The 21,733-nt window shown below is 38.5% G+C and carries 15 protein-coding genes and 1 tRNA gene; 4 read left to right on the top strand and 12 right to left on the bottom strand.

Translation table 11 applies throughout. The annotated features are described in order from the left end of the window. Nucleotides 1–10: 10 nt before the first annotated feature. The 3 genes from QSE00_RS16840 to QSE00_RS16830 form a co-directional block, all read right to left on the bottom strand. A complete protein-coding gene (locus QSE00_RS16840; protein WP_110356490.1) occupies nucleotides 11–1,522 on the bottom strand; it encodes a RagB/SusD family nutrient uptake outer membrane protein in 1,512 nt (503 codons plus the stop codon). 9 nt (nucleotides 1,523–1,531) lie between these two features. Further along, entirely contained in the window at nucleotides 1,532–4,543 is a 3,012-nt protein-coding gene (locus tag QSE00_RS16835) for a SusC/RagA family TonB-linked outer membrane protein (protein ID WP_286106838.1), read from the bottom strand. Nucleotides 4,544–4,926: 383 nt separating this feature from the next. Further along, nucleotides 4,927–5,979: a LacI family DNA-binding transcriptional regulator gene (locus QSE00_RS16830; RefSeq protein WP_110356491.1), complete on the bottom strand. Its 1,053-nt coding sequence runs from the start codon at nucleotides 5,977–5,979 to the stop codon at nucleotides 4,927–4,929. A 688-nt stretch (nucleotides 5,980–6,667) separates the two neighbouring features. Between QSE00_RS16830 and QSE00_RS16825 the strand changes: the two genes are divergently transcribed. The 3 genes from QSE00_RS16825 to QSE00_RS16815 all read left to right on the top strand — a co-directional run bounded on the left by QSE00_RS16825 (nucleotide 6,668) and on the right by QSE00_RS16815 (nucleotide 10,783). Continuing rightward, a complete protein-coding gene (locus tag QSE00_RS16825) occupies nucleotides 6,668–7,960 on the top strand; it encodes an MFS transporter (protein WP_286106837.1) in 1,293 nt (430 codons plus the stop codon). Between the two features lie 100 nt (nucleotides 7,961–8,060). Further along, nucleotides 8,061–8,987, top strand: coding sequence for a carbohydrate kinase family protein (locus QSE00_RS16820; RefSeq protein ID WP_286106836.1), 927 nt, complete (start codon nucleotides 8,061–8,063; stop codon nucleotides 8,985–8,987). A gap of 47 nt (nucleotides 8,988–9,034) precedes the next feature. Further along, entirely contained in the window at nucleotides 9,035–10,783 is a 1,749-nt protein-coding gene (locus QSE00_RS16815; protein WP_286106835.1) for an alpha-amylase family glycosyl hydrolase, read from the top strand. 19 nt (nucleotides 10,784–10,802) lie between these two features. On the opposite strand, the gene QSE00_RS16810 is transcribed toward QSE00_RS16815, so the two are convergent. The 9 genes from QSE00_RS16810 to QSE00_RS16775 all read right to left on the bottom strand — a co-directional run bounded on the left by QSE00_RS16810 (nucleotide 10,803) and on the right by QSE00_RS16775 (nucleotide 21,016). Then, on the bottom strand, nucleotides 10,803–11,525 hold the full coding sequence (locus tag QSE00_RS16810) for a hypothetical protein (protein ID WP_286106834.1): 723 nt from the start codon (nucleotides 11,523–11,525) through the stop codon (nucleotides 10,803–10,805). A gap of 12 nt (nucleotides 11,526–11,537) precedes the next feature. Continuing rightward, complete coding sequence (locus QSE00_RS25250; RefSeq protein ID WP_353477483.1) at nucleotides 11,538–11,855, bottom strand: DUF3592 domain-containing protein; 318 nt, start codon at nucleotides 11,853–11,855, stop codon at nucleotides 11,538–11,540. A gap of 178 nt (nucleotides 11,856–12,033) precedes the next feature. Next, nucleotides 12,034–12,669 (bottom strand): hypothetical protein, encoded by a 636-nt coding sequence (locus QSE00_RS16805; RefSeq protein ID WP_286106833.1) that lies wholly within the window; start codon nucleotides 12,667–12,669, stop codon nucleotides 12,034–12,036. A gap of 5 nt (nucleotides 12,670–12,674) precedes the next feature. After that, complete coding sequence (locus QSE00_RS16800) at nucleotides 12,675–13,280, bottom strand: hypothetical protein (protein WP_286106832.1); 606 nt, start codon at nucleotides 13,278–13,280, stop codon at nucleotides 12,675–12,677. Between the two features lie 12 nt (nucleotides 13,281–13,292). Then, entirely contained in the window at nucleotides 13,293–13,685 is a 393-nt protein-coding gene (locus QSE00_RS16795; protein WP_110356501.1) for a hypothetical protein, read from the bottom strand. Between the two features lie 122 nt (nucleotides 13,686–13,807). Next, entirely contained in the window at nucleotides 13,808–15,871 is a 2,064-nt protein-coding gene (locus tag QSE00_RS16790) for a hypothetical protein (RefSeq protein WP_286106831.1), read from the bottom strand. 42 nt (nucleotides 15,872–15,913) lie between these two features. After that, nucleotides 15,914–16,258, bottom strand: a complete 345-nt coding sequence (locus QSE00_RS16785) for a DUF4870 domain-containing protein (RefSeq protein WP_110356503.1) — start codon at nucleotides 16,256–16,258, stop codon at nucleotides 15,914–15,916. Between the two features lie 18 nt (nucleotides 16,259–16,276). Continuing rightward, nucleotides 16,277–16,624: a hypothetical protein gene (locus QSE00_RS16780; RefSeq protein ID WP_286106830.1), complete on the bottom strand. Its 348-nt coding sequence runs from the start codon at nucleotides 16,622–16,624 to the stop codon at nucleotides 16,277–16,279. Nucleotides 16,625–17,065: 441 nt separating this feature from the next. After that, nucleotides 17,066–21,016, bottom strand: a complete 3,951-nt coding sequence (locus QSE00_RS16775; RefSeq protein WP_286106829.1) for a hybrid sensor histidine kinase/response regulator transcription factor — start codon at nucleotides 21,014–21,016, stop codon at nucleotides 17,066–17,068. Between the two features lie 334 nt (nucleotides 21,017–21,350). On the opposite strand from QSE00_RS16775, the gene QSE00_RS16770 reads away from it, so the two are divergent. Beyond that, nucleotides 21,351–21,424, top strand: a tRNA-Arg gene (locus tag QSE00_RS16770). Nucleotides 21,425–21,733 lie beyond the last annotated feature (309 nt).

Genomic DNA, 21,733 nt, shown 5'->3' with positions numbered 1-21,733 from the left:
ATTTATAATTTTAATAGCCAGGATTTTGATCTTCTGAATTTATATTTTCATTTGAAGTAATTTCGGAAAGCGGTATTGGGAATAGTTCGCTCTTGCCGGCTTGAAAGCCTGTTCCTTCCAAAAATTCGGCGGCAATTCCCCAACGGATCAAATCGTTGAACCTAACCTGTTCCCCGGCCAGCTCCACCTTGCGTTCATGTACAATGGCATCAAAAACCTCTGATTTTGATAGGGTGGTGGGTAATGCGGGCATCATGACACTTGGTCTTGATCTAACCTCGTTAATGTATCCTACCGCATTTGCCTGGGTCCCTACCTCATTTTCACATTCCGCCATCATGAGAAGTACATCGGCATATCTCATCACTTTGAAATTAATTCCCGAATTGGTCTCTTCATGTGCCCGTTGGTAATAATTTTGATATTTTTTCCAACCTGCACGTCTATTTTGCGCAATGTACACTTCCCCTTCAGGGATGGGATCCGGAGGTGTTCCGGTACGTACTGTTCCTCCTGGAAAAGTGTCTCCTTCAGAATAGAAGCAGTCTTTAAAGCGCGGGTCCCCTAACTCATATTCGTCCAGAAGATCATCTGATGGATAAACGTTGAACCAATCGTTAAAGCCATATTCCTGGCCTCTAAAGGTAATCTCGTTCAATCGGTCTCCAGAACTACCATCTCCCCATCCAGAACCACCAATGGAGGTGTCATAGGCTACTTCAAAAATAGATTCAGGACCGTATTCTGTTTGTTCCTTAAAATTGTCGAAATAGTTTTCTTCCAATTGGTATTTACCATAGACTTTTTCAAAATTGTCAAGGGCAAGCCTGTGTTCCCCTCTAAACAGATATACTTTACCTAAAAAAGCCAAAGCGGCCTCTTTGGTAGCCCTTCCCAAGGTTGTCTCCTCTCCTTTGGCTAGTAGGGTGTTGGATGCATCGGTCAAGTCATTGATAATTTGTTCGTAGACCTGCTCTTTTGGGCTTCTGGGGTATCCTACAATATCGTCCGGAATGGTAGTAATAAGTGGCACATCGCCAAATCGGGTTACCAAAAAGAAATAATAAAGGGCCCTTAAAAATTTGGCCTCCCCTATGTACTTGCTTTTATGGGCCTGTGACAATTTGTTTTCGGGTATCGCATTTATTTTTTCTTCGTTGCCTATGACGAAGTTGGCCTTGTTGATACCTTTATAACAGCTGTTCCAGTATAGTCCAATGGCACCGTGGGCAGAATTGAAGGAAAATTGTAGGTATTCCCTTTTATCCGCTTCCAATTGGGAGTTGCCGCCATTTTCATGGGACATATTGTCCATCATAAAAAACATATGCCGGGTATAGAGGCCTTGTGTTTGTAGGTTGGCGTACACGGCCGTAACGGATGATTCTACCTGTCCTGCGTCCGAGAAAAAAGTTTCTGGGGCTATGTTGTTTTCATTGATAAGTTCAAGGCCACTATTGTCACACGAAAGAGTGAACAATAGGCCGATTACGGTGGCGGTAATATATTTATATTTTCTCATGTCTATATTTTAAAATGAAACTTGTATGCCTAGAAGTAAGGATTTGGGCTGAGGGTAGTTACCTCTATCAATACCAACTTCAAAATTTGAGTTATTATTGGGTTTACCTATCTCGGGATCTAAGCCGGAATAATCTGTAAGTGTTACAAGGTTCTGTCCACTTATATACATCCTTAATTTGTTAATATGTTTGTTGAGCATATCACCTTTAATACTATAACCCAAAGAAATATTCTTCAAGCGGGTATAGGACCCATCCTCTATAAAGCGGTCAGAGGCCGAAACGTTCTGGGTAGAACCAAAGGCTCGTGGCACTTCGTTGGAAGTACCTGGTCCTGTCCAACGGTTTAGGACCGCGGTGCCCGCATTGAACAATCGTGGCATTCCCTCTAGGTCATATATATTTGTGTTGTAAATACTATTGCCTGAAACTCCGCTAATAAAAGCATTAAAATCCCATCTCTTATAGCCTGCCGATAAGTTAAGGCCATAGGTTAGATCAGGGAAGGCGCTTCCCAAAATGGTACGGTCCTGATCATTTATGTTTCCATCGTTGTTCAAGTCCTTGAAACGAATGTCCCCTGGTTGTACGGCAGTCTGTGATGGGTTGGCAGTAAAAACGGCATTTACCTCACTTTGGTCCTGATAGACACCATCGGTTACTTTCCCATAAAAATGAAACAAGGTTTCACCAACGGCCAACCTGGTAAGGTTCTCATTTTCAAATCCACCCCCTACTAGCTGATCAAGGCCACCCAAGGAAAGAGCTTCATTTTTACTGGTACCCAGATTTAAATTGGCAGACCATGTAAAATCGCCTTCAAAATCATTATAGCCCAAAGAGATTTCAAAACCTTTGGTTTGTACGGAACCGACATTGGACCATTTGTAATTTTTGAGAAAACCGAACGAATCTGCAAGGTTCAACTGCATTAAGAGGTCGTTACTGGTGTTGTCATAATATTCCAGAGCCAAGGTTATCTTTTCGTTCATAAGACCAAGGTCCAACCCAATATTAACCATGGTTGTCTCCTCCCATTTTAGATCTGGATTTGAAACGCCTTCGGCAGTAACACCAACATAGTTGGTTCCTCCAAAAGGGTAATTGAAATTGGGAGAGAGGGATGTAGTATAGGTGTAATCCTCAGATTTGTCATTACCTACAATACCCCAACTTCCCCTAAGCTTAAAGGTACTAAATGAGGAATCTTCCAAAAAGGCTTCCTTTGCAAGGTTCCAGCCTGCAGCCAGTGAAGGGAACCAACCCCATCTGTTGTTAGCTCCGAACCGTGAAGAAGCATCCCTTCGCAATGAGGCAGCAAAAATATAGCGTTGATCATAATTATAGTTCAACCTACCCAAATAGCTTACCCTTGCATATTTGGTAGTGGCAGATGAAATATTGGCATCCTGATTGGAAAGTTCCTTGATGGTATTGCTCAAGTAATTTCTACTGTTATTATTGATGTAGGAGTTCTTGGCATCTTGGCGTTCATATAGTAATAGCAGTTCAAAATTATGAAGGTCCTTGAAAGACTTGGTATAATTAAGGCTGTTGGTGAAAATAATATCCTTATTAATTCCTGTGTTCTTAACAATATTGGCATAGACCTGTGTCCCTGTCCCGGTATTTTCACTATCCTGGTTATATGCCGGGGTAAATTGTTCATTTAGATAATTATCATAGATGAGGCCCAGTTGTGATTTAAAATTAAGACCATCTAAAATTTCGTATTCCCCATAAATGCTTCCATTAACAATTACGTTCTTATTGGAGAAATCCCTTAATTTTTGAATTCGAACAGGGTTTTCGGCATCCTGTCCATCGTTGGAGCTACTTGGGCCTTGGAACCCACCTAAATTGGCACTATTGTAAACTGGTAAATAGGGAGCCATTTTGATGGCGTGCTCTATTAAAGATCTACCGGAGTTTAGGCCACCTTCAGGATTCTGGTCATTGAATGAAAGTGCGAGTGTTTCCCCCAAGCGCAATTTTCCAGAAGTAAAATTACTATTGGCCCTAAAGGAATATCGTTTAAATCCGGTTCCAATTATTGCACCTTCCTGGTCTTGGTAATTAGAGGAGAATCTGTAATTGCTGTTTTCTCCTCCTCCGGAAATCCCCAAATCGAAATTTTGGATGAGGCCTGAAGTAAAGAGCTCATCCTGCCAATCGGTATTTAGGCCAGATTTACTGGCCGGTGTATTCGGGGTAAACCCAAAAGCATCAGTGGCATATTTTAAATATTGTTCCGTATTTAGCAAGTCATATCTGTTGGTTACGAACTGTACACCCGTATAGGAATCAAAATCAATACTAACTAGACCGTTGCGACTACCTTTTTTGGTGGTTACCATAATAACACCATTGGCGCCCAAGGAACCATAAATGGCAGTAGTTGAAGCGTCCTTTAAAATGTTGATGTTATCTATATCTCCTGGGTTCAATCCTGAAAGTCCTGAATTGGAAATAACACCATCTATAACATATAAGGGGGAGCTATTGTTCATAGTCCCCAAACCACGGATCCGTACTTCAGGTGCAGTACCTGGAGATCCATTGCTGATAACCGTAATACCTGCTGCTCTCCCTTGCAAGGCAGATTCGGCATTGGTAACAGGTATGGCAGTAATGTCCTCGGACTTTATAGTGGAAATGGCTCCGGTTACTTCGGATCTACTCTGGGTACCATAACCCACTACCACAACTTCTTCCAAGGCTTCAAGGTCCTGAACAAGGCTTACATTAATGGATGTTCTGCCATTTAGGGCAATTGTCATTTTCTCATATCCTAAATAAGTAATGACCAAACTGGCATTGGAAGGAACATCGGGTAAGGTAAATTTTCCATCAAAATCGCTGGTGGTACCGATCGTGGTACCGGAAATCACAATGGTGGCCCCTGGTAATGGAATACCAGTGTCATCAGAAACAACACCGCTGACCGTAGATGTTTGTGAATAGGCAAAATGCCCGATAAATACAACAATCGCAATTATTGCGTGTTTAAATTTAATCATAGTTTACAGTTTAAGTTAGTTGATTTACAATAATGCACCTTCAAGTAAATGAGGATGTATCAGGACAAATATATACTCAAGGCTGTGTTGGGAAATATCAGATATGAAGCAAATAATGAGAATTATGTTGCACAAGGTCCTTATAAATGGGAATACGTAAATTATTACATGGTATAATTATAAATATGGTATATGCATTACTTGGCGGTTATGTTGATGCCACGGCGCGTATATCAACAGAAATGGAAGTAAAATGGGAATTTGTGGTGTTTTGTTGAGTTGGTGCCCAATTTGTATTTTGGGTTATAGGCATGTCCCCTTTTGAAGTTACAGGCAAAAGCTATTTGAAATTATTGGAAAGGAAATATTCTTATAACTTGGATCTAAATCTGTTTCATTTTATGTAAGACCTCTTTGGTGGATTGCCGTTTAATAAGGCCTGTTTCCAAAACGATTTCTTTGTAAACAATGGGTTCCTTTTTTTTTACTTGTTGCATTTCCCTGTAAAGTTGCTTAAAAGCCGCTTTCCCCATTTCGAATCCCGGTTGGTCAATGGTAGTTAGGCTAGGGGAGATGACCGATGACATAAACCAATTGCTAAACCCTACAATGGATATGTCTTCTGGAATTTTGACACCTTGTTCATTGAACTCCGTAATGGCGCCTATAGCCACTAAATCCGTATTTATAAAGATACCGTCCACATTATTGTGATCTTTTAACAATTGCCGCGCATTCATTTTTCCTTCTTCAAAGCTATTATCACCACATTCGCAGATGTACACTAAAGAAGGATCATAGGGCATATTGTTGTCCAACAAAGCTTTCTTGTAACCAAGAAACCTATCAATGGAATTTTGTGGTAAAAGTGCTCCCCTAAAATGTGCAATTCTTTTGCATCCAGTATCTATTAAATGTTGCGTTGCCGTATAGGCTGCTTTTCTATCATCTATAATGACCTTGGAGCATTTTACTATTTTGGCAATCTTATCGAACATCACCAAGGGTTTGTCCTGTGCCAGGACATCGGTTATGTGATTGTATTCTGCAGTACCATTGGCCAGGGATATTAAAATACCATCAACACGTTGACTCATCAACAGTTGAATCTGCTTTTTTTCCAAATCATAGGATTCATTCGACTGAAGAATAATGACCAGATAACCTTTTTTTTCCGCCTGGGCAACAATTCCCTTTATGACACTGGAGAAAAAATGGTGGACAATTTCAGGAATTATGAGGCCGATGGTCTTGGATTCCTTGGTCCTTAAATTTACGGCAAAGGCATTGGGTTTATAGTTCAGGGTTTGGGCCAACTCTTTCACCATGGCCTTGGTTTTTTTACTAATATCAGGATAGTCTTTGAGCGCTTTTGAAACGGTGGTCACAGAAATATTCAATTGTTCTGCAATTTCTTTTAGGGTAACGGGTTTCATTCTGGGTTAGTTTTATAATAAAAATACTAAAAAAATGAAAATCTAAATCGTTTTCGTTCATTTCGAAATCGTTTTCGTTAACTAATATGATAATTCAAGCCATTATTAGCTATAAATTACACCAAGTTTGTTCCAATCCTTGTTAAATAGTGGTCCCCAATATCATTAAAAGGCCCTTATCAAATGGTCAATGGAGAAATGAGGCGCAATTTACTGGGACAGACTATGACATGATGAAATTATTAGGCAGTTATACCATCGTTACTCGATGGCTTGGAAAGCCTATGACGAAATATAGATTTTTTTAGGTTGGTTGATTGTTTTTTTAGATTGAATGTAAATAGAGTTGATGTTTAGGTGACTAAGGTCAGCTCTTTTACTTTTTATGCGGTCTTTCGTTCAATAAGATCAACTATATTGAAGAACTCCTGTCTGACTCTAAAAGGGTTATTTAAAAAAACAAACAAGTTTATCAGATGAATTGCATAGCTTTAGTAGGTTCTTTTGATACACTATTTTGGAAATAGCGCTTTTACTTATTGGTTTGGTGTCTATTTTTTGAAGTGGAAGGAAAACCTTGAAGAAGGTTCCAGTATATTTTTGACATATTAGTAGAAATTGTATTCTAACCTCCATCAATATACCAATGTTAAATAAACCTAAGTTAAGTTTCTGGCAAATTTGGAATATGAATTTCGGATTTTTGGGTATTCAGTTCGGCTTCGGACTGCAGCAGGCCAACATGAGTCCTATTTATAGATATTTAGGGGCTGATGAGGCACAAATACCTTGGCTCTGGCTTGCCGGACCTTTAACCGGTTTGTTGGTACAACCTATCATAGGGGCTATGAGCGATAAAACTTGGACCAAGTTGGGACGCCGTCGCCCGTACTTTTTAGTAGGTGCTATTTTGGCGAGTATTGCCCTGATTTTTATGCCCTATTCTTCTACGCTTTGGATGGCGGCAGGATTGTTATGGATTTTGGATGCCTCTATGAATGTTGCCATGGAACCCTTTAGAGCCTTTATTGCGGATAAATTGCCGGGAGAACAAAGATCCTTGGGATTTTCGGTACAAAGCTTTTTTGTTGGATTAGGCCAATTTTCGGCAAACATAATGCCTTGGTTATTGGGGTTTTTAGGAATCATAACCCTTGGGGCTTATGGAGCGATTGCGGAGTTGGAAGACTCAAACGGTATTCCCAATTTTATTAAATATTCCTTTGTTTTGGGTGCAGCGGTAATGTTAGGTACCGTATTGTGGACCATTTTTACTACGGACGAATTTCCGCCCGAGGATATTGAAAAATTGAAAAAGGAAAAAGTAGGAATTGCTAGTGTCTTGAAGGAAGTTAAGGAAGCAATTATAAGTATGCCCAAAACCATGAAACAACTCTGGTGGGTTATGTTCTTTGTTTGGTATGGCCTGCCCTTAATGTGGCAATATCTCTCCTTGGCTATTGCACGCCATGTATTTGATGCGGCATCACCGGCACATCCAGATTTTGAAAAGGGAGCATTTTATGGGGGAATAAGTCTGGCCATATTTAGTGTGGCCTGCTTTACAATCTCCTTTGCCATTCCATGGATAGGAAAAAAATTGGGCCACAGGTTAACACATGCCGTTTTCTTGGCAATAGGAGCCATAGGTTTTCTTACAATGCAAATAGCGACCACTACCAACATGTTTTACTTATGTATGTTTTTGGTGGGAATGGCATGGGCCTCCATAATGGCCGTTCCCTATGTAATACTTTCGTTTTCCGTCCCCAAGGACCGCATGGGGGTCTATATGGGCATTTTTAATATGTTTATTGTGGTTCCACAATTTATAAGTATGGCTACCGTACCGTTTTACTACGATGCTTTGTTTCTTGGGGACCCTCGAAATGCCTTGGCTTTTGTAGGGGTCTGTTTTATTCTGGGAGCTATTTCTTGTTTCTTTATTTCCAAGGATTATGCCAAGATACAAGTTGATTAGATAAGGAGGACAGACCAGTGTAGTGGATAACATTAATGGGTTTTTGGGAGTATAGGGGGTAAGTGAAAAACATTTCAGGAATTATAAATAGTAAGACTATATGGGAAGCATAGATATTCTATGTATTGGAGAAGTACTTGTTGATTTTATTGGGCACCAGCCGGGGGTTAATATTAATGAAACAAGGGATTATCACAGATATTTGGGAGGTTCCCCAACCAATGTGGCCATGAATTCTGCCAGATTGGGGTTGAAATCGGTTTTGGTAGCCACGGTCGGGAATGATGCTTTTGGGGATTATGTATTTAAGCGACTCGCAGAAGTTGGGGTTGAAACAAAATATATCAAGGCCGTAGAGGCCAAGCCCACCAGTGTTATTTTTGTTTCAAGGACCGAGAATACTCCGGATTTTATTCCTTTTCGCGAGGCCGATTATCGTATTACCGAAGACCAGATCAACAAAGGCCTCCTTGAGAATACCACCATATTTCACACAACCTGTTTTGCCCTAAGCAAAGATCCTGCCCAAACTACCATTTTAAAAAAAGCGGAAGAAGCTTACCATTTAGGTTGCAAGTTGAGCATTGACGTAAATTATGCCAAAAAGTTATGGAACAGTCAGGCCGTAGCGCTAGAAGTGATCAAGGCATATTGTAAGTTTGATCCTCTGGTGAAGATCAGTGAGGACGATATGTTGCGACTTTTTGAGAAGAAGTTGCCGCACGATGAAATATTTACTTTCTTTCATGAGGCAGGTGTAGGGACGGTATGTTTGACGCTGGGCAGCCTTGGGGTTAAATTGTCGCAAAAAGGCAAAGGGGTTGTTCAATTGCCTGCCATAAAGGTTGATAATGTGATGGACGCCACTGGAGCCGGAGACGCATTTTGGTCAGGGTTTTTGTTTGCCTATATCAAAGAAAAGCCTATTGAAAAATGCTTGAAGGTTGCCTTGCAGCTTGCGGCACTAAAACTTCAGAACGTAGGTAGGTTGCCGGATAATATCAATATAATATCCAAACTTCTATAAATTTTAATCCGTTGACTGAAAGGTCAATATTGAATTCACTAAAGTAAATGTGCTCAGAAAACAAACCAATTAGCAGTACCATTGGTAGGGGTGTAATGTTCAATGCCTATCCGGATAGCATAGGAAACAATTTGCACGATCTGGTGGGTATGTTGGAAATGCCCGAGTTCAAAGATGTGTTTTCGTTGTTTTATGTTTTGCCTACTTTTTTTAATAGTGATTTGGACAGAGGCTTTTCCATAATAAATTATGATTTAAATAAGGCATTGGTTTCCGAAGAAGATCTTAAAGCTCTGGATAGGCTAAACATAAAGCTCAAGTTCGATATTGTTTTAAACCATTTATCGGTGGCTTCGCCCCAGTTTCAGGACGTATTGAAACATGGCGATGACTCAAAATACAAAGACTTTTTTATCAATTGGAACGAGTTTTGGGAAGGTAATGGACATATGGATGCCAATGGGGTTATAATCCCCAAAAAAGAGTTTCTTAAAAAACTTTTTATGAGGAAATCCGGATTGCCCATTTTAAAAGTAGTTTTTCCAGATGGTACGGAAAGGCCCTTTTGGAATACTTTTTATCAGCGTATAGATTATAAGAAAATAAGTCCCAAAGATCTTGATGGTATAAAAGGTCTATCAAGTGGTCAGATATCATCAATCTGTGATCGGGTAAATGAGGCCATATCCAAAGGTGCGGACTTTAACGATTTTGATTTTGAAGACGGCAATCAGTTCAAAAGTGAGATCCTGAAGATTGTGAACCGAAATCGGTCCTATTTGGGGCAAATGGATGTGAATGCCAAATCGCCACTGGTGTGGAATTTTTACGAAGAAACCCTGGAAAAGGTGAGGGGTTTTGGCGGTAAGATTTTAAGGTTGGATGCCTTCGCCTATCTGCATAAGGAGGTTGGGCAATCCAACTTTTTCAATAAGCCGGGTACTTGGGAGTATCTGGACCGCATTAAGAAAATTGCCCGAAAGAACGGTTTAATGTTACTACCGGAGATTCATGCAGAATACGGACTTCATTTGCACGATGAGGTGGCCGCAGAGGGCTATTGTATTTACGATTTTTTCTTGCCGGGACTCACTATTCACACTATTGAAAAAGCGAGTAACAAGGCACTGTTGGTATGGGTTGGCGAAATACTGGAAAAGGGTTACAAAACCGTAAACATGTTGGGCTGTCACGACGGGATACCTGTGTTGGACCTAAAAGGCAAGGAGGTGGATGGTGTTTACCATAAAGGTTTGCTGCTGGATAAGGAGATAGAGGATATAATGAATAGGATTATGGAAAGGGGTGGAAGGGTTAAAAATCTGTATGATCCATCAGGGAAAAAGATTTCTTATTACCAGGTAAACGCAACTTTTTTTAGTGCCTTGGGAGAGGATGAACAAAAACTGTTATTGGCTAGGGCCATTCAAATGTTTATGCCAGGGATTCCTCAAGTGTGGTATTTGGATGTTTTTGCAGGAAAGAACGATTATACTGCTGCGGATATGGGGGGTGGTTCGGGCCATAAGGAAATTAATAGAACAAATTTAACCATGCAGGAGGTGGAACAGGGTATAAAAAGGGACATCGTAAAGAATCAACTCGCCATAATCAAATTAAGAAATACTTCCAAGGCATTTTTAGGCTCCGTAAAAATTAATGAAACTCCGGAGAGTGAATTGGATATTGTTTGGACAAATAATGGAGCCATGGCGCAGTTGAGAGCGAATCTTAAAACCAATACCTTTCGCATAGACCATAGTCAAAACGGTATTGCGGAAAGCTTGGTGTTTTAGAACTGGCAATTTCCATTTTTTAAAAATATTTACCCGTCCATACGATATCAGACGGTATGGATTGCGAGGAAGTAACGGTTATTTTAAGTGGCTTTATTATTTTGTCGAATGCATTTTCTTCATACATGCTAGGTATAGTGTATTCGGCAACGTTTTCAATTTTATACTCAACGAAATTAAATCCGGCTTTCAGTTGTATATTGTAAGAGTACGAGGTTACAATATTGTCTTTTTCCGTGTTGGCGATGGTGGAAGTGCATTCCCCTTGATAATTAAAGTCCGATTCGATATAAACCAGTTCAAAATAAGATCCGATTATGGCGTTATTGGAAAAGGTGTCTTCCAGCCAAGGCACCAACGCTTTATCCGTGACCATAAAGATCAGGCCGGAATACGGATTATCCTTTGAGTTTAATGAAATGTACCCAGCATTTACGGCTTTCACATTTTTATCCTCTGATAGAAGGTCATAACTATTATCACACTTGGAAAATAGGGTATAGGCCGTGTCCGACATGTAATTCGCTTTTGTAGCATCGGAAATAAAATTTAAATCTTTTGGAAATTTAAAATCCAATTCCCCTGAATCCGAGATAGTTCCTATGGGTATTGGACTATCCGTTCCAAAGGTATTCAGCACCACATTCATAGCCTTTAGGGGGTAATCCCTGATTATTGGTTGTGATTGGACCAAACTATGGATAAGGATAAAAAGCATAAAATACAGCATTGACTTTTTCATTGAATATTTGTTTTAAGGGGTAGATACGTACTCTATGATCTCCACAATTAAGGAGGGGCGATAAAAAGATATGGCTCCTAATGAAAAAAGCATGGATAATAGTAGTAAAGCCTCCATTACACCATCTTTTCTTCCAGGTTCCAAGGTGGATATACCGGGGTTTGATGGGTTGTAGAAAACTGTAAGCTGTTTTCCCTGGACATATTTGGCGATTAAACCTGAAGCTTTCTTTTGGTTTAAATTTTTAAAGGAATTGGCGAAAAATGGTTTTTTTCCTGTATAAGTGGTCCCGTTTAATTCATAGGTATAATAAAATCGATTATTTTGGATATGGGGAAATCGAGTCCCTTTGTAACCACACCTTTAACTTTTGGCCATTGATGGGATTGTTTGGCCCACCACCAACGACGAAATGTGGTAAATAAAAATGGTAGAAGTACCAATTGCAGAACAAGACCTGCTATTTGAAATTGACTAAGGGATTCAAAGTATTGCATGACTTTAGGTATTATTTATTTTTGTTTTTAAATCTACTCAAATTATCAATGCCCATGGCTTTCCAAAGTGCATTGGTGTCCATTCCCTTGGCTTCCACGGTTACATAAAATCTATTTTCGTAAAGAAATCTAAGTTCGGATTGAAAATCTGCTTTGGTATCTGCATCCCGATCGGTACCAAAAGTTAAAATTCCGTTGCGCTCTACTTTGGAATATCTTATGGTATTGTTGCTCTCGGAAGTTATTTTGTTTAGGTGTAACATTTTTAAGGGTATAATGGCACCAATCGCTTTCTGGCCGGCGGCATCCAAAATTTCCATTCTAATGGTGTCATCTCCAAAGCTGCCTACAACAAGTTGGGTATCGGTAATTTTGGGTTCTATTTTGTTCTGTTCCGAAGGATCCAAACTTAGATTGCTCAGTTTTTTCGGGAATGCCTCTATTAGTTGGTCATCTGTTAGTGGGGTCTTGGTGCCTAAATCCTTGCGTAGATCATCATATTTTTTATTGATATCCCCATTCTTTCCGCTAACTTCATTTATTGCCCCATCCAAAACTTTGGATGGTGAGGGATCTGACGTTTTTGGAGTTTCTTTACATGAAACCAAAAGCAGAATGACAAAGGCCGGTTTTAGTAGATTTTTCATTTTTTTTAATTGTATTGATCTAATTTTTTTAAATTTTCAAAGTCGATGTATGACCATAAGTCATCAGGGGAGTCCGATCCTTCTAAAGAAATTCGGAATCTATCATTGTAGATAAAAGAAATTTGGTTTCTTTTAATTTTTGGTTGTAAAAAAGCAACGGTTTTGTAGCCATCTCGTTCTTGGTATACGTATTCTGTTCCTTCCGGACCCTGATTCTTGAATTTTAAGCTATCAAAAAAGTTGCGAACTATGGCCTTTGAGCCCGACCCGTCCTCTATCCAGAAATTATAGGGGCTATCAAAAGAACCATACGCTCCATTGGCAGCTTGACTGCTGGCCTCGTATCTGTGTTCACCTAATTTTGCATTACCGTTAATATGTTCCGGTATTATGGCTAATAATTGTTCACCCGTTAAAGGCGCTTTCTTTTTTAAAGCTTTATAAAGAGCTTTTTGATTTTCGGAATCTTGGTATGGATTCTTAGTTGTGTTCCCTTTTTGGGAAGGAGAAGTGACCTTTGTGTCCACAACTTCTTTTTCATCTGTTTTGGAGCCCTCTTGACAGGCGGCTGCCAAGAGAATAATCAGTACATAAAATAGATTGGTTTTCATACGTATAAATGATTATGGTATTAATTTAAAATGTTCATCCAAAACTTTATTGGGTCTTTTATCCCTGTAGATGTAAGTGGCTTTTATATTGGCAGTGGGATTGGTATTGGGCTGGCCATAAGGAATGGTGTAGGATATTTCAAAAGTCCTGTTGGCTATACCATTGTTGTTGTAAACGGTCATTTTAAATATAGTACGCCCATTACCATTTTCTATATTTTTGGGCACTTCGTTCCAATGTAACCAAGGCTTCGTTTTTTCTCCAATTTTAGCGAAAAGGGTAGTGTTGCCATTGTTGATCTCAATTTTGGGAAAACTCCCGTCTGCATCAAGGTTGTAAAAACTCAATTGACCATTCATGTTTCTGGAAAATAGTAAGACTGCCAATAGTAGTATAAATTGCATATGCATGATTTTGTAGTTATTGGTTCTTAATAGTACTTTAAACTTTCATTTTGGAGGAAGATGTGTCAACCGTGGGGGCGGATATCAATACTGCCTATTTTATGTTGTTTTTTAAGTGTCGATTATTGAAATGATGGCATTGAAAATATTTGCGCATTGGGGAATGTTATATGTTGTTCTTCATAATAATACTTGAAAGTTGACGCTCCCTCAACAATGGATTCCAGTCTATTTTGACTATCAAAAGTCACGGTTACCCTACCATCGAAAAGAAAAACGGTGTTTTCTGGGCCAACGCCATCAATAATTTTTACGGCTCTTGGCTCTTTTTCTAAGCTAGAAATGGTGATCTTTGACGCAAAGTTGGGTATTTTGTGCATCACCGAGCCTTTGTTCATCGATAAGCCTGTAAGGTCCATGTCAATAGGGGCAAGATGTGCTACTGCACCAAACATTTGGATCATCTTGGTTTTTAACCAACCTTTACCAGGGGCGTTAATATATATGTAGCCCTCTTCGTCTGAATATAAAATTTTGTTTTCACTGGGGTAGATCGCCTTAAGACCGTAATTATCGGCATCAAAAAACATTGTGATGGTTGCGTCTGATGATGAAACGACTATACGCATATCTGAACTCCCTGTGGATACATTGATCATTTGATACCCATAATTCTTTTCACTAAAATGAAAAAAGGCTTCCAATTTTACCGAACTGGTTTTTTTTAGGTCTTTCTTTAGATGTACGCCTTTAAAGGTGACCAAGGTGGTTTTTTCGTTTTTGCCCGCTTTTACTTCTATATTATCATTGGGGTCGGTATCTGGAACAAAGGAAATGTGATCTAGTACCGTTTTGCCATCAATTTTCAAAGAAAAGCTCATGCCTTTGTCTTCCATCTCTTTAGTGGTATAGCCCAAAAATTCCATAGTAAAACTAGCCTCATCCGGTTGGTCATCTTCCAGGATGCCCTCAAAGGGATAAACAACTCCTTCCTGTAATTCTTCCCCTGTTTTAGGGTCTATAAAACTAACCGGTTCTATAATGTGCATGGCATTGCCCTGGGTAGCCATTTTTAGGAAGTTATATATCTGTTCGGTATCGCTACCCGTTTTTAAATTTTTATAAAAAGGAATATTGTTTTTTAGGGAATTTGGCATGTTTTGAAATGCGGTTGGTGCAGGTTCTCCATATTGAAGCATCCTATCGTACAGATTGTGAAAGGATTTATAGGCGTCTAGGGGATGAATGGTATTTTGCCAATAAAAGAGTTGTCCATTTTGCAAAATACTATTGAAAGTAGTTTGCAGGTCACCCTGCTGACCTAATTCACATGCACTAAATACAAATAGCTTATTGTTAATTTTAGGATAAGCGTCTGAAAAAAACTTGGGTATAAAAAATAATTCCCCGTACTCCAATGAAATACCCCTAACGTTTTTGCTCTTAATTAAATTAATTAATTCTTGTCGGTCTTTTTTTTCATATTTAATCCCTGAAGAAATATAGGTACGACACTTACTTGAAGGCTCCACATCCCCTTCTTCCACTTCACAAGTTTTAAGGGCATGTGAGCTAAAGTGCACCACATCATAATCGTTAAAGGATAAGTAATCTTCAAACGAGATACGCTGTTCGCTTTCTGTTTTATTGGCTTTATAGGTAACCCTACCTTTATAATTACGATACCCGGGCAACTTATTAAATGGAATTAAAGGATCAGCAGCTACACCAAATTGCCATGCGTAAGGAGCCAACAGAATAGCTTTCTTATTTTGTCGGTTTTCGCCCCGTTGTGCACCTACCACATTGGCGGGATTTTCGTCAGGCACGGAATTGTTAAGAACCGTGATAGGTGGTACTGTAACACTTGCATTACCACCTTTTGTTTCGGATGAAAATTCCTTAAGCTTAATTAACATTGTGGGGCCATTTTTGAGTCTAAAACTCAATAATTCGCCTCCTACACCTATTTCTTGTAGTTCAGGTATTAACCTAAGTTCTTTTACCATTTCCGCTACCGGTTTTAGTTGAATGGTATCTAAAATGGAAAACCCTTTTAGGATCACTGAATCCGGCATTTTGGAAAAATCATCCAAAACTTCATTTATCGCGCTGGCCTTATCCTTGTTGCTTTCATTGCATGCAAGCAAAATCAATGATAAAGAGAATAGGTATAGGAAGCGCATGGCATTGTGGTTTTTGAAACGGTTATTGATAACGGTAGCTGTTTAAATATTCTTAAACCACTCTACAAATTTATCACCTAAGAAGGGTACAGGACTCTCTTTGCCATTAAAAGCGTTCATTAATCCCATAATCCACATATAGAGTAGAACAAAAATGCCAAGGAAATTAATGATCCACCCCAATATGGGGATCATGCCTATGGCCCCTAACGCAAGACCTAAACAGGCAAGGCCAAGGGATTGTTTAATATGGTAGGATGCAAAGGCGTCCTTTTTGTCATTGTTCATTACAAAGGCTATGATAAGGCCAATGATGGTGATATAGGATATAATGGCAATGTTCTTACCTTCACTTGCCACGCTTGTCTTGTTATTCGTTGTTTCCATATTCGTATTTCTTTATAATTATTCATCACAGGCCGTGCTGTTGATCTCTGCTTTTAAATCACTTATGTCCGATTTATAGTTTGCCAGATTGGCGGTGGGGACACAGTTTAAAATTCCTTCAAGTGCTTTTACGTAGCTCAATCCCTCTGTTTTTAATTTATTACAATTGGAAACACTTGGGTCATTGCTATAGGCCGTTAAGGCGTTGGTATATGATTCGGCCTGGGAAAGGTATTTTTCCGACCAATTGGTACAGCCGGCGGTACCTATACCATCATCTTTGCTACATCCAACAAACCCTGACAGCACTAATAAGTTGCTGGCGATGTACAATAATCCAATGTGACTTTTCTTTGTTTTTTTCATTTTAATTGTAATTTATATTTAATATTTAGTTAGAAAATCTCTTTTACTATTCCATAATAGTTGTCAATAATGCATTTTTCGTTAGTAGGTATTCTTTTTCTACTCTATTGTTGTTATTACTATCCATAATGGTATTCAGGACTTATTTGTTACATACGTAACTTTTATTGATATTCTACAGGTACTGTATTTTCAGGCCTTTACCCTATTTTTACAAGGAATTGGGCGTGGTAGGTTAGGGCACCTACAGAATATGGAAATGGAAGAATGGATAATCTGGCGACTTGGCTTATTGTTTTCATTTATCACTATATACTGGAAGGTTAAATTTGATCTATTGTTTGTTCGATCAAATTTCTATTATGTGTATGACAAACAGTAAATCAATTGTAACATAAGATAGAACAGATGTAACCTTTTTGATGATACTACCCTTTGGATTTAGGATGTAGGAGTTTTTCCGAAGGTTTTTTTATAGCATTTTATAAAATACGAAGGACTGTTGAATCCGGTGGAATAAGCAACTTCTGCTATGGTTAACCCTGGTTTTTTAAGCAATTTTTGAGCTTGTTTTAGTCTTTCCAGCCGTATAAATGCAGTAGTGTTATGTCCGGTCAGGGCAATTAATTTTCTATGCAACTGCATTCGGCTCATTCCCAAAAGTTGGCTGAATTTTTTGACGGAAAAATCAGTATCCTGTAAATAATTATTCAGGATATCTTCTACCTTTAAAAGGAATTTCTCATCGGCTGAGGTAAAGGCAATGTCCTTGGGCTTAAAAACATTCTCTTTGTTGTAATGTGCCCTAAGTTTTTTCCTAGTTGTTATAATGTTCTCTATTCTTATTTGAAAGGTTTTTGGGTTGAACGGTTTAATCATGTATTCCTCCACACCACTTTGCAAGCCGGCAATTTCGTTTTCCGGATCGGTTTTTCCCGTCAGCATTATGATCGGGATATGGGAAGTTTTTTCATCGTTCTTTAATTCGTTGCAAAGTTCTATCCCATTTAATTTGGGCATCATTAGATCTGTAATTATAAGATCGGGAATTTTTTTGAGGGCAATCTGTACCCCTTCCTTCCCATTTTTGGCGGTAATGACCTTGTAATTGTCCTTCAAAATGGAAGACATAAAATTTAATAGGGATAGATTGTCTTCCACCAATAATATTAGAGGTTGTACTTCATTGGACTTTTTGGAGATGGTTCCCGGGTCATTTGTTGGAGTAACTGTTTCTGCAGGAATTTTGTCATCATTGATTGGATGGACAGGAATTTCCAAATTAAAAAATATTTTTTTATGATCATTGGAGTAGGAGGCGTTTACGGTTCCTTGCAGGTGTTCAACCAATTCCTTGACCAAGGATAGTCCAATTCCCGTTCCTTCATTGGTGGGACTTGTCTGAAAGAATCTTTCAAATAGTTTATCGGTATCTTTTTCTGTAGTGTTATCTATGTCATTGGAAACGTTTATTGTTAAGTAGTCGTTTTCCGATACACTAGCGTTAAAGTCTATATGTCCATTGGCTGAAGTGTATTTTATGGCATTACTTAAGAGATTACCAACAATCTTTTCCATAATATCAGGATCAAATAAAGTCATGGACATATTTCCCACGGTGTGGGAGAAAATTAGATTGTGGTTTTTAGCAAGATATTCAAAGGGTTCCAGAAGGGATAAGATAAAGCCTCCCAAATGGATTTTTTCTGGATTCAGTTTTAGGGAACCGGTATCCAATTTATTCAATTCCATCATTTGATCCACTAAATCCAGAAGTCTTTGGGTATTTTTATCTACCAACATCAGGTCCTTTTTTAAATCGGGCTTTAGGTCATTTTCCAACTGATTTTTAATTGGCCCGTTAATTAATGTCAAAGGTGTTCTGAATTCGTGGGAAATATTGGAGTAAAATTTTGCTTTGAATTCATTCAGTTCTTTTAACCTAATGGTTTCTTGGCGCTCAAATTTTAATTGCATTTTTATATTCCACCTCCATTTAAAATATCTGTATATTAAATATATAGCAGTTAAAAATATCAGTGCATATATCAGAATGGCACTATTGGTCAAGTACCAAGGTTTATTAATAGCAAAGCTATAAGAATCTTTCTTGTTGTTCCAAACCCCGTCATAATTACTGGAAATAACCTTAAAAGTGTAGTTCCCTGGGGGTAAATTGGTATATCGTGCACTATTTTCGTTACCGGATAAGGTCCAATCGGTATCGTAACCCTCAAGCTTAAATTGATACTGATTTTTTATGGGAAGGGAGTATTGTAAACTGGCAAATGAAAACGCAACGGTGTTTTCCTTATAGTTGAGCTTTACATTGGGAATTAGGGGCTTTGCCGTGTTGAAAACTTCAAACTTGGTGATTACCGTTTTTGGGAGCACTGTACTTATTTCTATGTCCGAAGGGTTAAACCAATAATAACCATCCAATCCCCCAAAATACAAGTTGCCATTTCTTGCCTTAAAATATGCCCCCGTATTAAATTCAGTGGCAAGTCCGTCATAATTGGTGTAATTGACAATTTTTGGTGTAGAATCCAGTTTTTGCGGCACATAAAATTTGGTGATGCCCCTATTGGAACTTAACCATAAATTGTTTTGTTCATCTGGCAAAACGGCATAGACCACATCATTGGCCAGCCCTTCTTTTACGGTGTAATTATAGAATTGTTCCTTTACAACATCAAAGGCACAAAGACCATTGCCGTTGGTGCCGACCCATAAGATCCCCTTATTGTCGTAGTAAAGGGATTTTATATGATTACTGGCCAAGGAATTTGCATTTCCGGGTTGATGTCTATATACTTTAACTTCATTGGTTTTAAGGTTTATTTTGCAAATGCCATCGTCCTGGGTACCTATCCAAATAAATTGACCGGCTTCCTGGGCAATTGCCCTAATATTGTTGGAAGGAAGTCCTTTGCCGGATTTACTTTTTTTAAATGATCTTAGGATACCCTTGTATTTATTTACCTTGAAAAGTCCGCTCTCCCTAGTACCTACCCATTTATTGTCGTCAGTATCATTCTGTATACACCATATGGTAACATTTTCTAGGTTTTTGAGATTTGGATATTCAATTATATTCTCTTTGACATCCATAATGTGTAGTCCGCCTTCCTGGGTGCCAATCCATAGATCCCCATCATTATCGCTGAGCAGGCTCATAATTCTATTGGATCTGAGCCCCTTTTTATTATCGGTCTGATAGGTGTGCCATTCATTTTTGCGTGGGGAGAACCTGGACAGGCCCTTGCCACTTGTTCCTATCCAAACATTGTTTTGCGCATCCAATGTTATGGATCTTACCACGTCTATGTTAATATTCTCCGGTGTTTGAAAGTTGATTACGGAGTTGAATTTTTCCAATAGGGGATCATAATAATTTAAGCCTGCGCCATCGGTTCCAAACCAGATGGTACCTGTATAGTCCTCGTAAATACTGAGGATATCTTTGTACTGAATTGTTTTGGGGTTGTGTTTTTCTGGTAAATATTGGTTTAATTGACTTTGTGCAATATCAATTTTAAAAAGTCCATCGCCATAGGTACCAATCCACAATTGATTTTTAGTGTCCAGTAACATGGTAAGTACATAAATGGTATTTAGGCTATTTTTTAAATCTTCGATAAAAATATCCGGACGTTTAAACAAGCTGTTGCTAGATTCCCTGTACCAAACACCTTGGCCAAAAGTCCCAACCCACTGATTGTTTTTATGGTCAAAAAGAATAAAGCTATAATTGGAAGTGGAATTTTTATTGCCATCGGGATAACGATAGTGTATGTTTTCCGGTTGTTGGGGGTCTAATTTTATAATATATTTTTCGCAACTGAGCCAAAGATTACCAGAGTGATCTTGGGTAATGGAATTTATGGAGCTAATTTTATCAGGGCCGATAATATGCTCTATTTTTTTGGTTTGGAACGATAGTTTGTAAAGTCCGGTTGAATAGCTCCCGAACCAAATGTTTTTTTGTTGGTCTTCAAAGATGGTACTGGCATCCTCTATTCCGTTAAGGGGTTCAAAAGAGTTGTTGTCCTTATTTAATTTGTGTGGTATTTGCGATATGGGAATTATCCATAATTCATCGTTGCTATCTACAAATACCTTTCCTAATTTACTATAGGTGGGGTTGGTGATATCCTTAAAGTACTGTTTGTACTTTTCAAAACTTCTGCCATCATATTTGTTTAGTCCGTCCTGTGTTGCGATCCATAAAAATCCAGTTTGGTCTTGGGCTATTGAAATTGCCGAATTTTGGGACAATCCATCCTTTACGGACAATGGACGAAAGGTGACTTGTTTTTGTGATTGTACGGAAAAACAATAAATAAGTAAGACGTAGTTTACAAAAACTCGTATATAATTTGGAGTCATATGTTAATTACGTTAATTCAATTGATAATTTTTTGCAACTTAATGTAAAGACGGTATTAACATATGAATAATATTTATTAAAATCTACAAATAGCATTAAAATATATGATTGCACCAAGAACTATTATAGGCCAATGATAAATTCTTAGTAATATATGGGGTGGAATTAATAAGTTATTTAATTGAATCAGGGATATTTGTATTGGGGGTAACTATCTGTCGGATTTGGTGTTGAAACGGACCGGTATTTTTTTTATGAATTAAGTTGCGCAATAATTAATGATAATTGTATATTTGCAGCCGCTAAAGGCAGAACCTGTCATATTTAGTGAATGGTGGCATAGCTCAGCTGGATAGAGCACCTGCCTTCTAAGCAGGCGGTCCTAGGTTCGAATCCTAGTGCCATCACGACACGAAACCTCCTATAAACAGGGGGTTTTTATTTTTTAATTAATTTTGACGTAAAAAAATGTTCTAAAATGTGCATAGTTTGTGCATAGTTATTGATTTTAACAATACTTTAGTGTTTTTTGATATCAATTGTGTCGTTTTGAATGCAATGCTGGGCATTAGGTATCAAGGTGAGCAATTGTAGGGGTCAAGAACAATTGTTGTGTTTATGCAAATATTGTAGTTAATCTATAAAGGAAGAATTCTACATTCTTGTACCAATGCCCAGTTTTGTATACGCCGTTTGCATTTTTATACTCGAACGTC

The organism is Arenibacter flavimaris (assembly GCF_030291335.1).
Lineage (GTDB): Bacteria > Bacteroidota > Bacteroidia > Flavobacteriales > Flavobacteriaceae > Arenibacter.
Note: the sequence above shows the minus strand (reverse complement) of the source record. Positions and strands in the feature narration are given on the sequence as shown.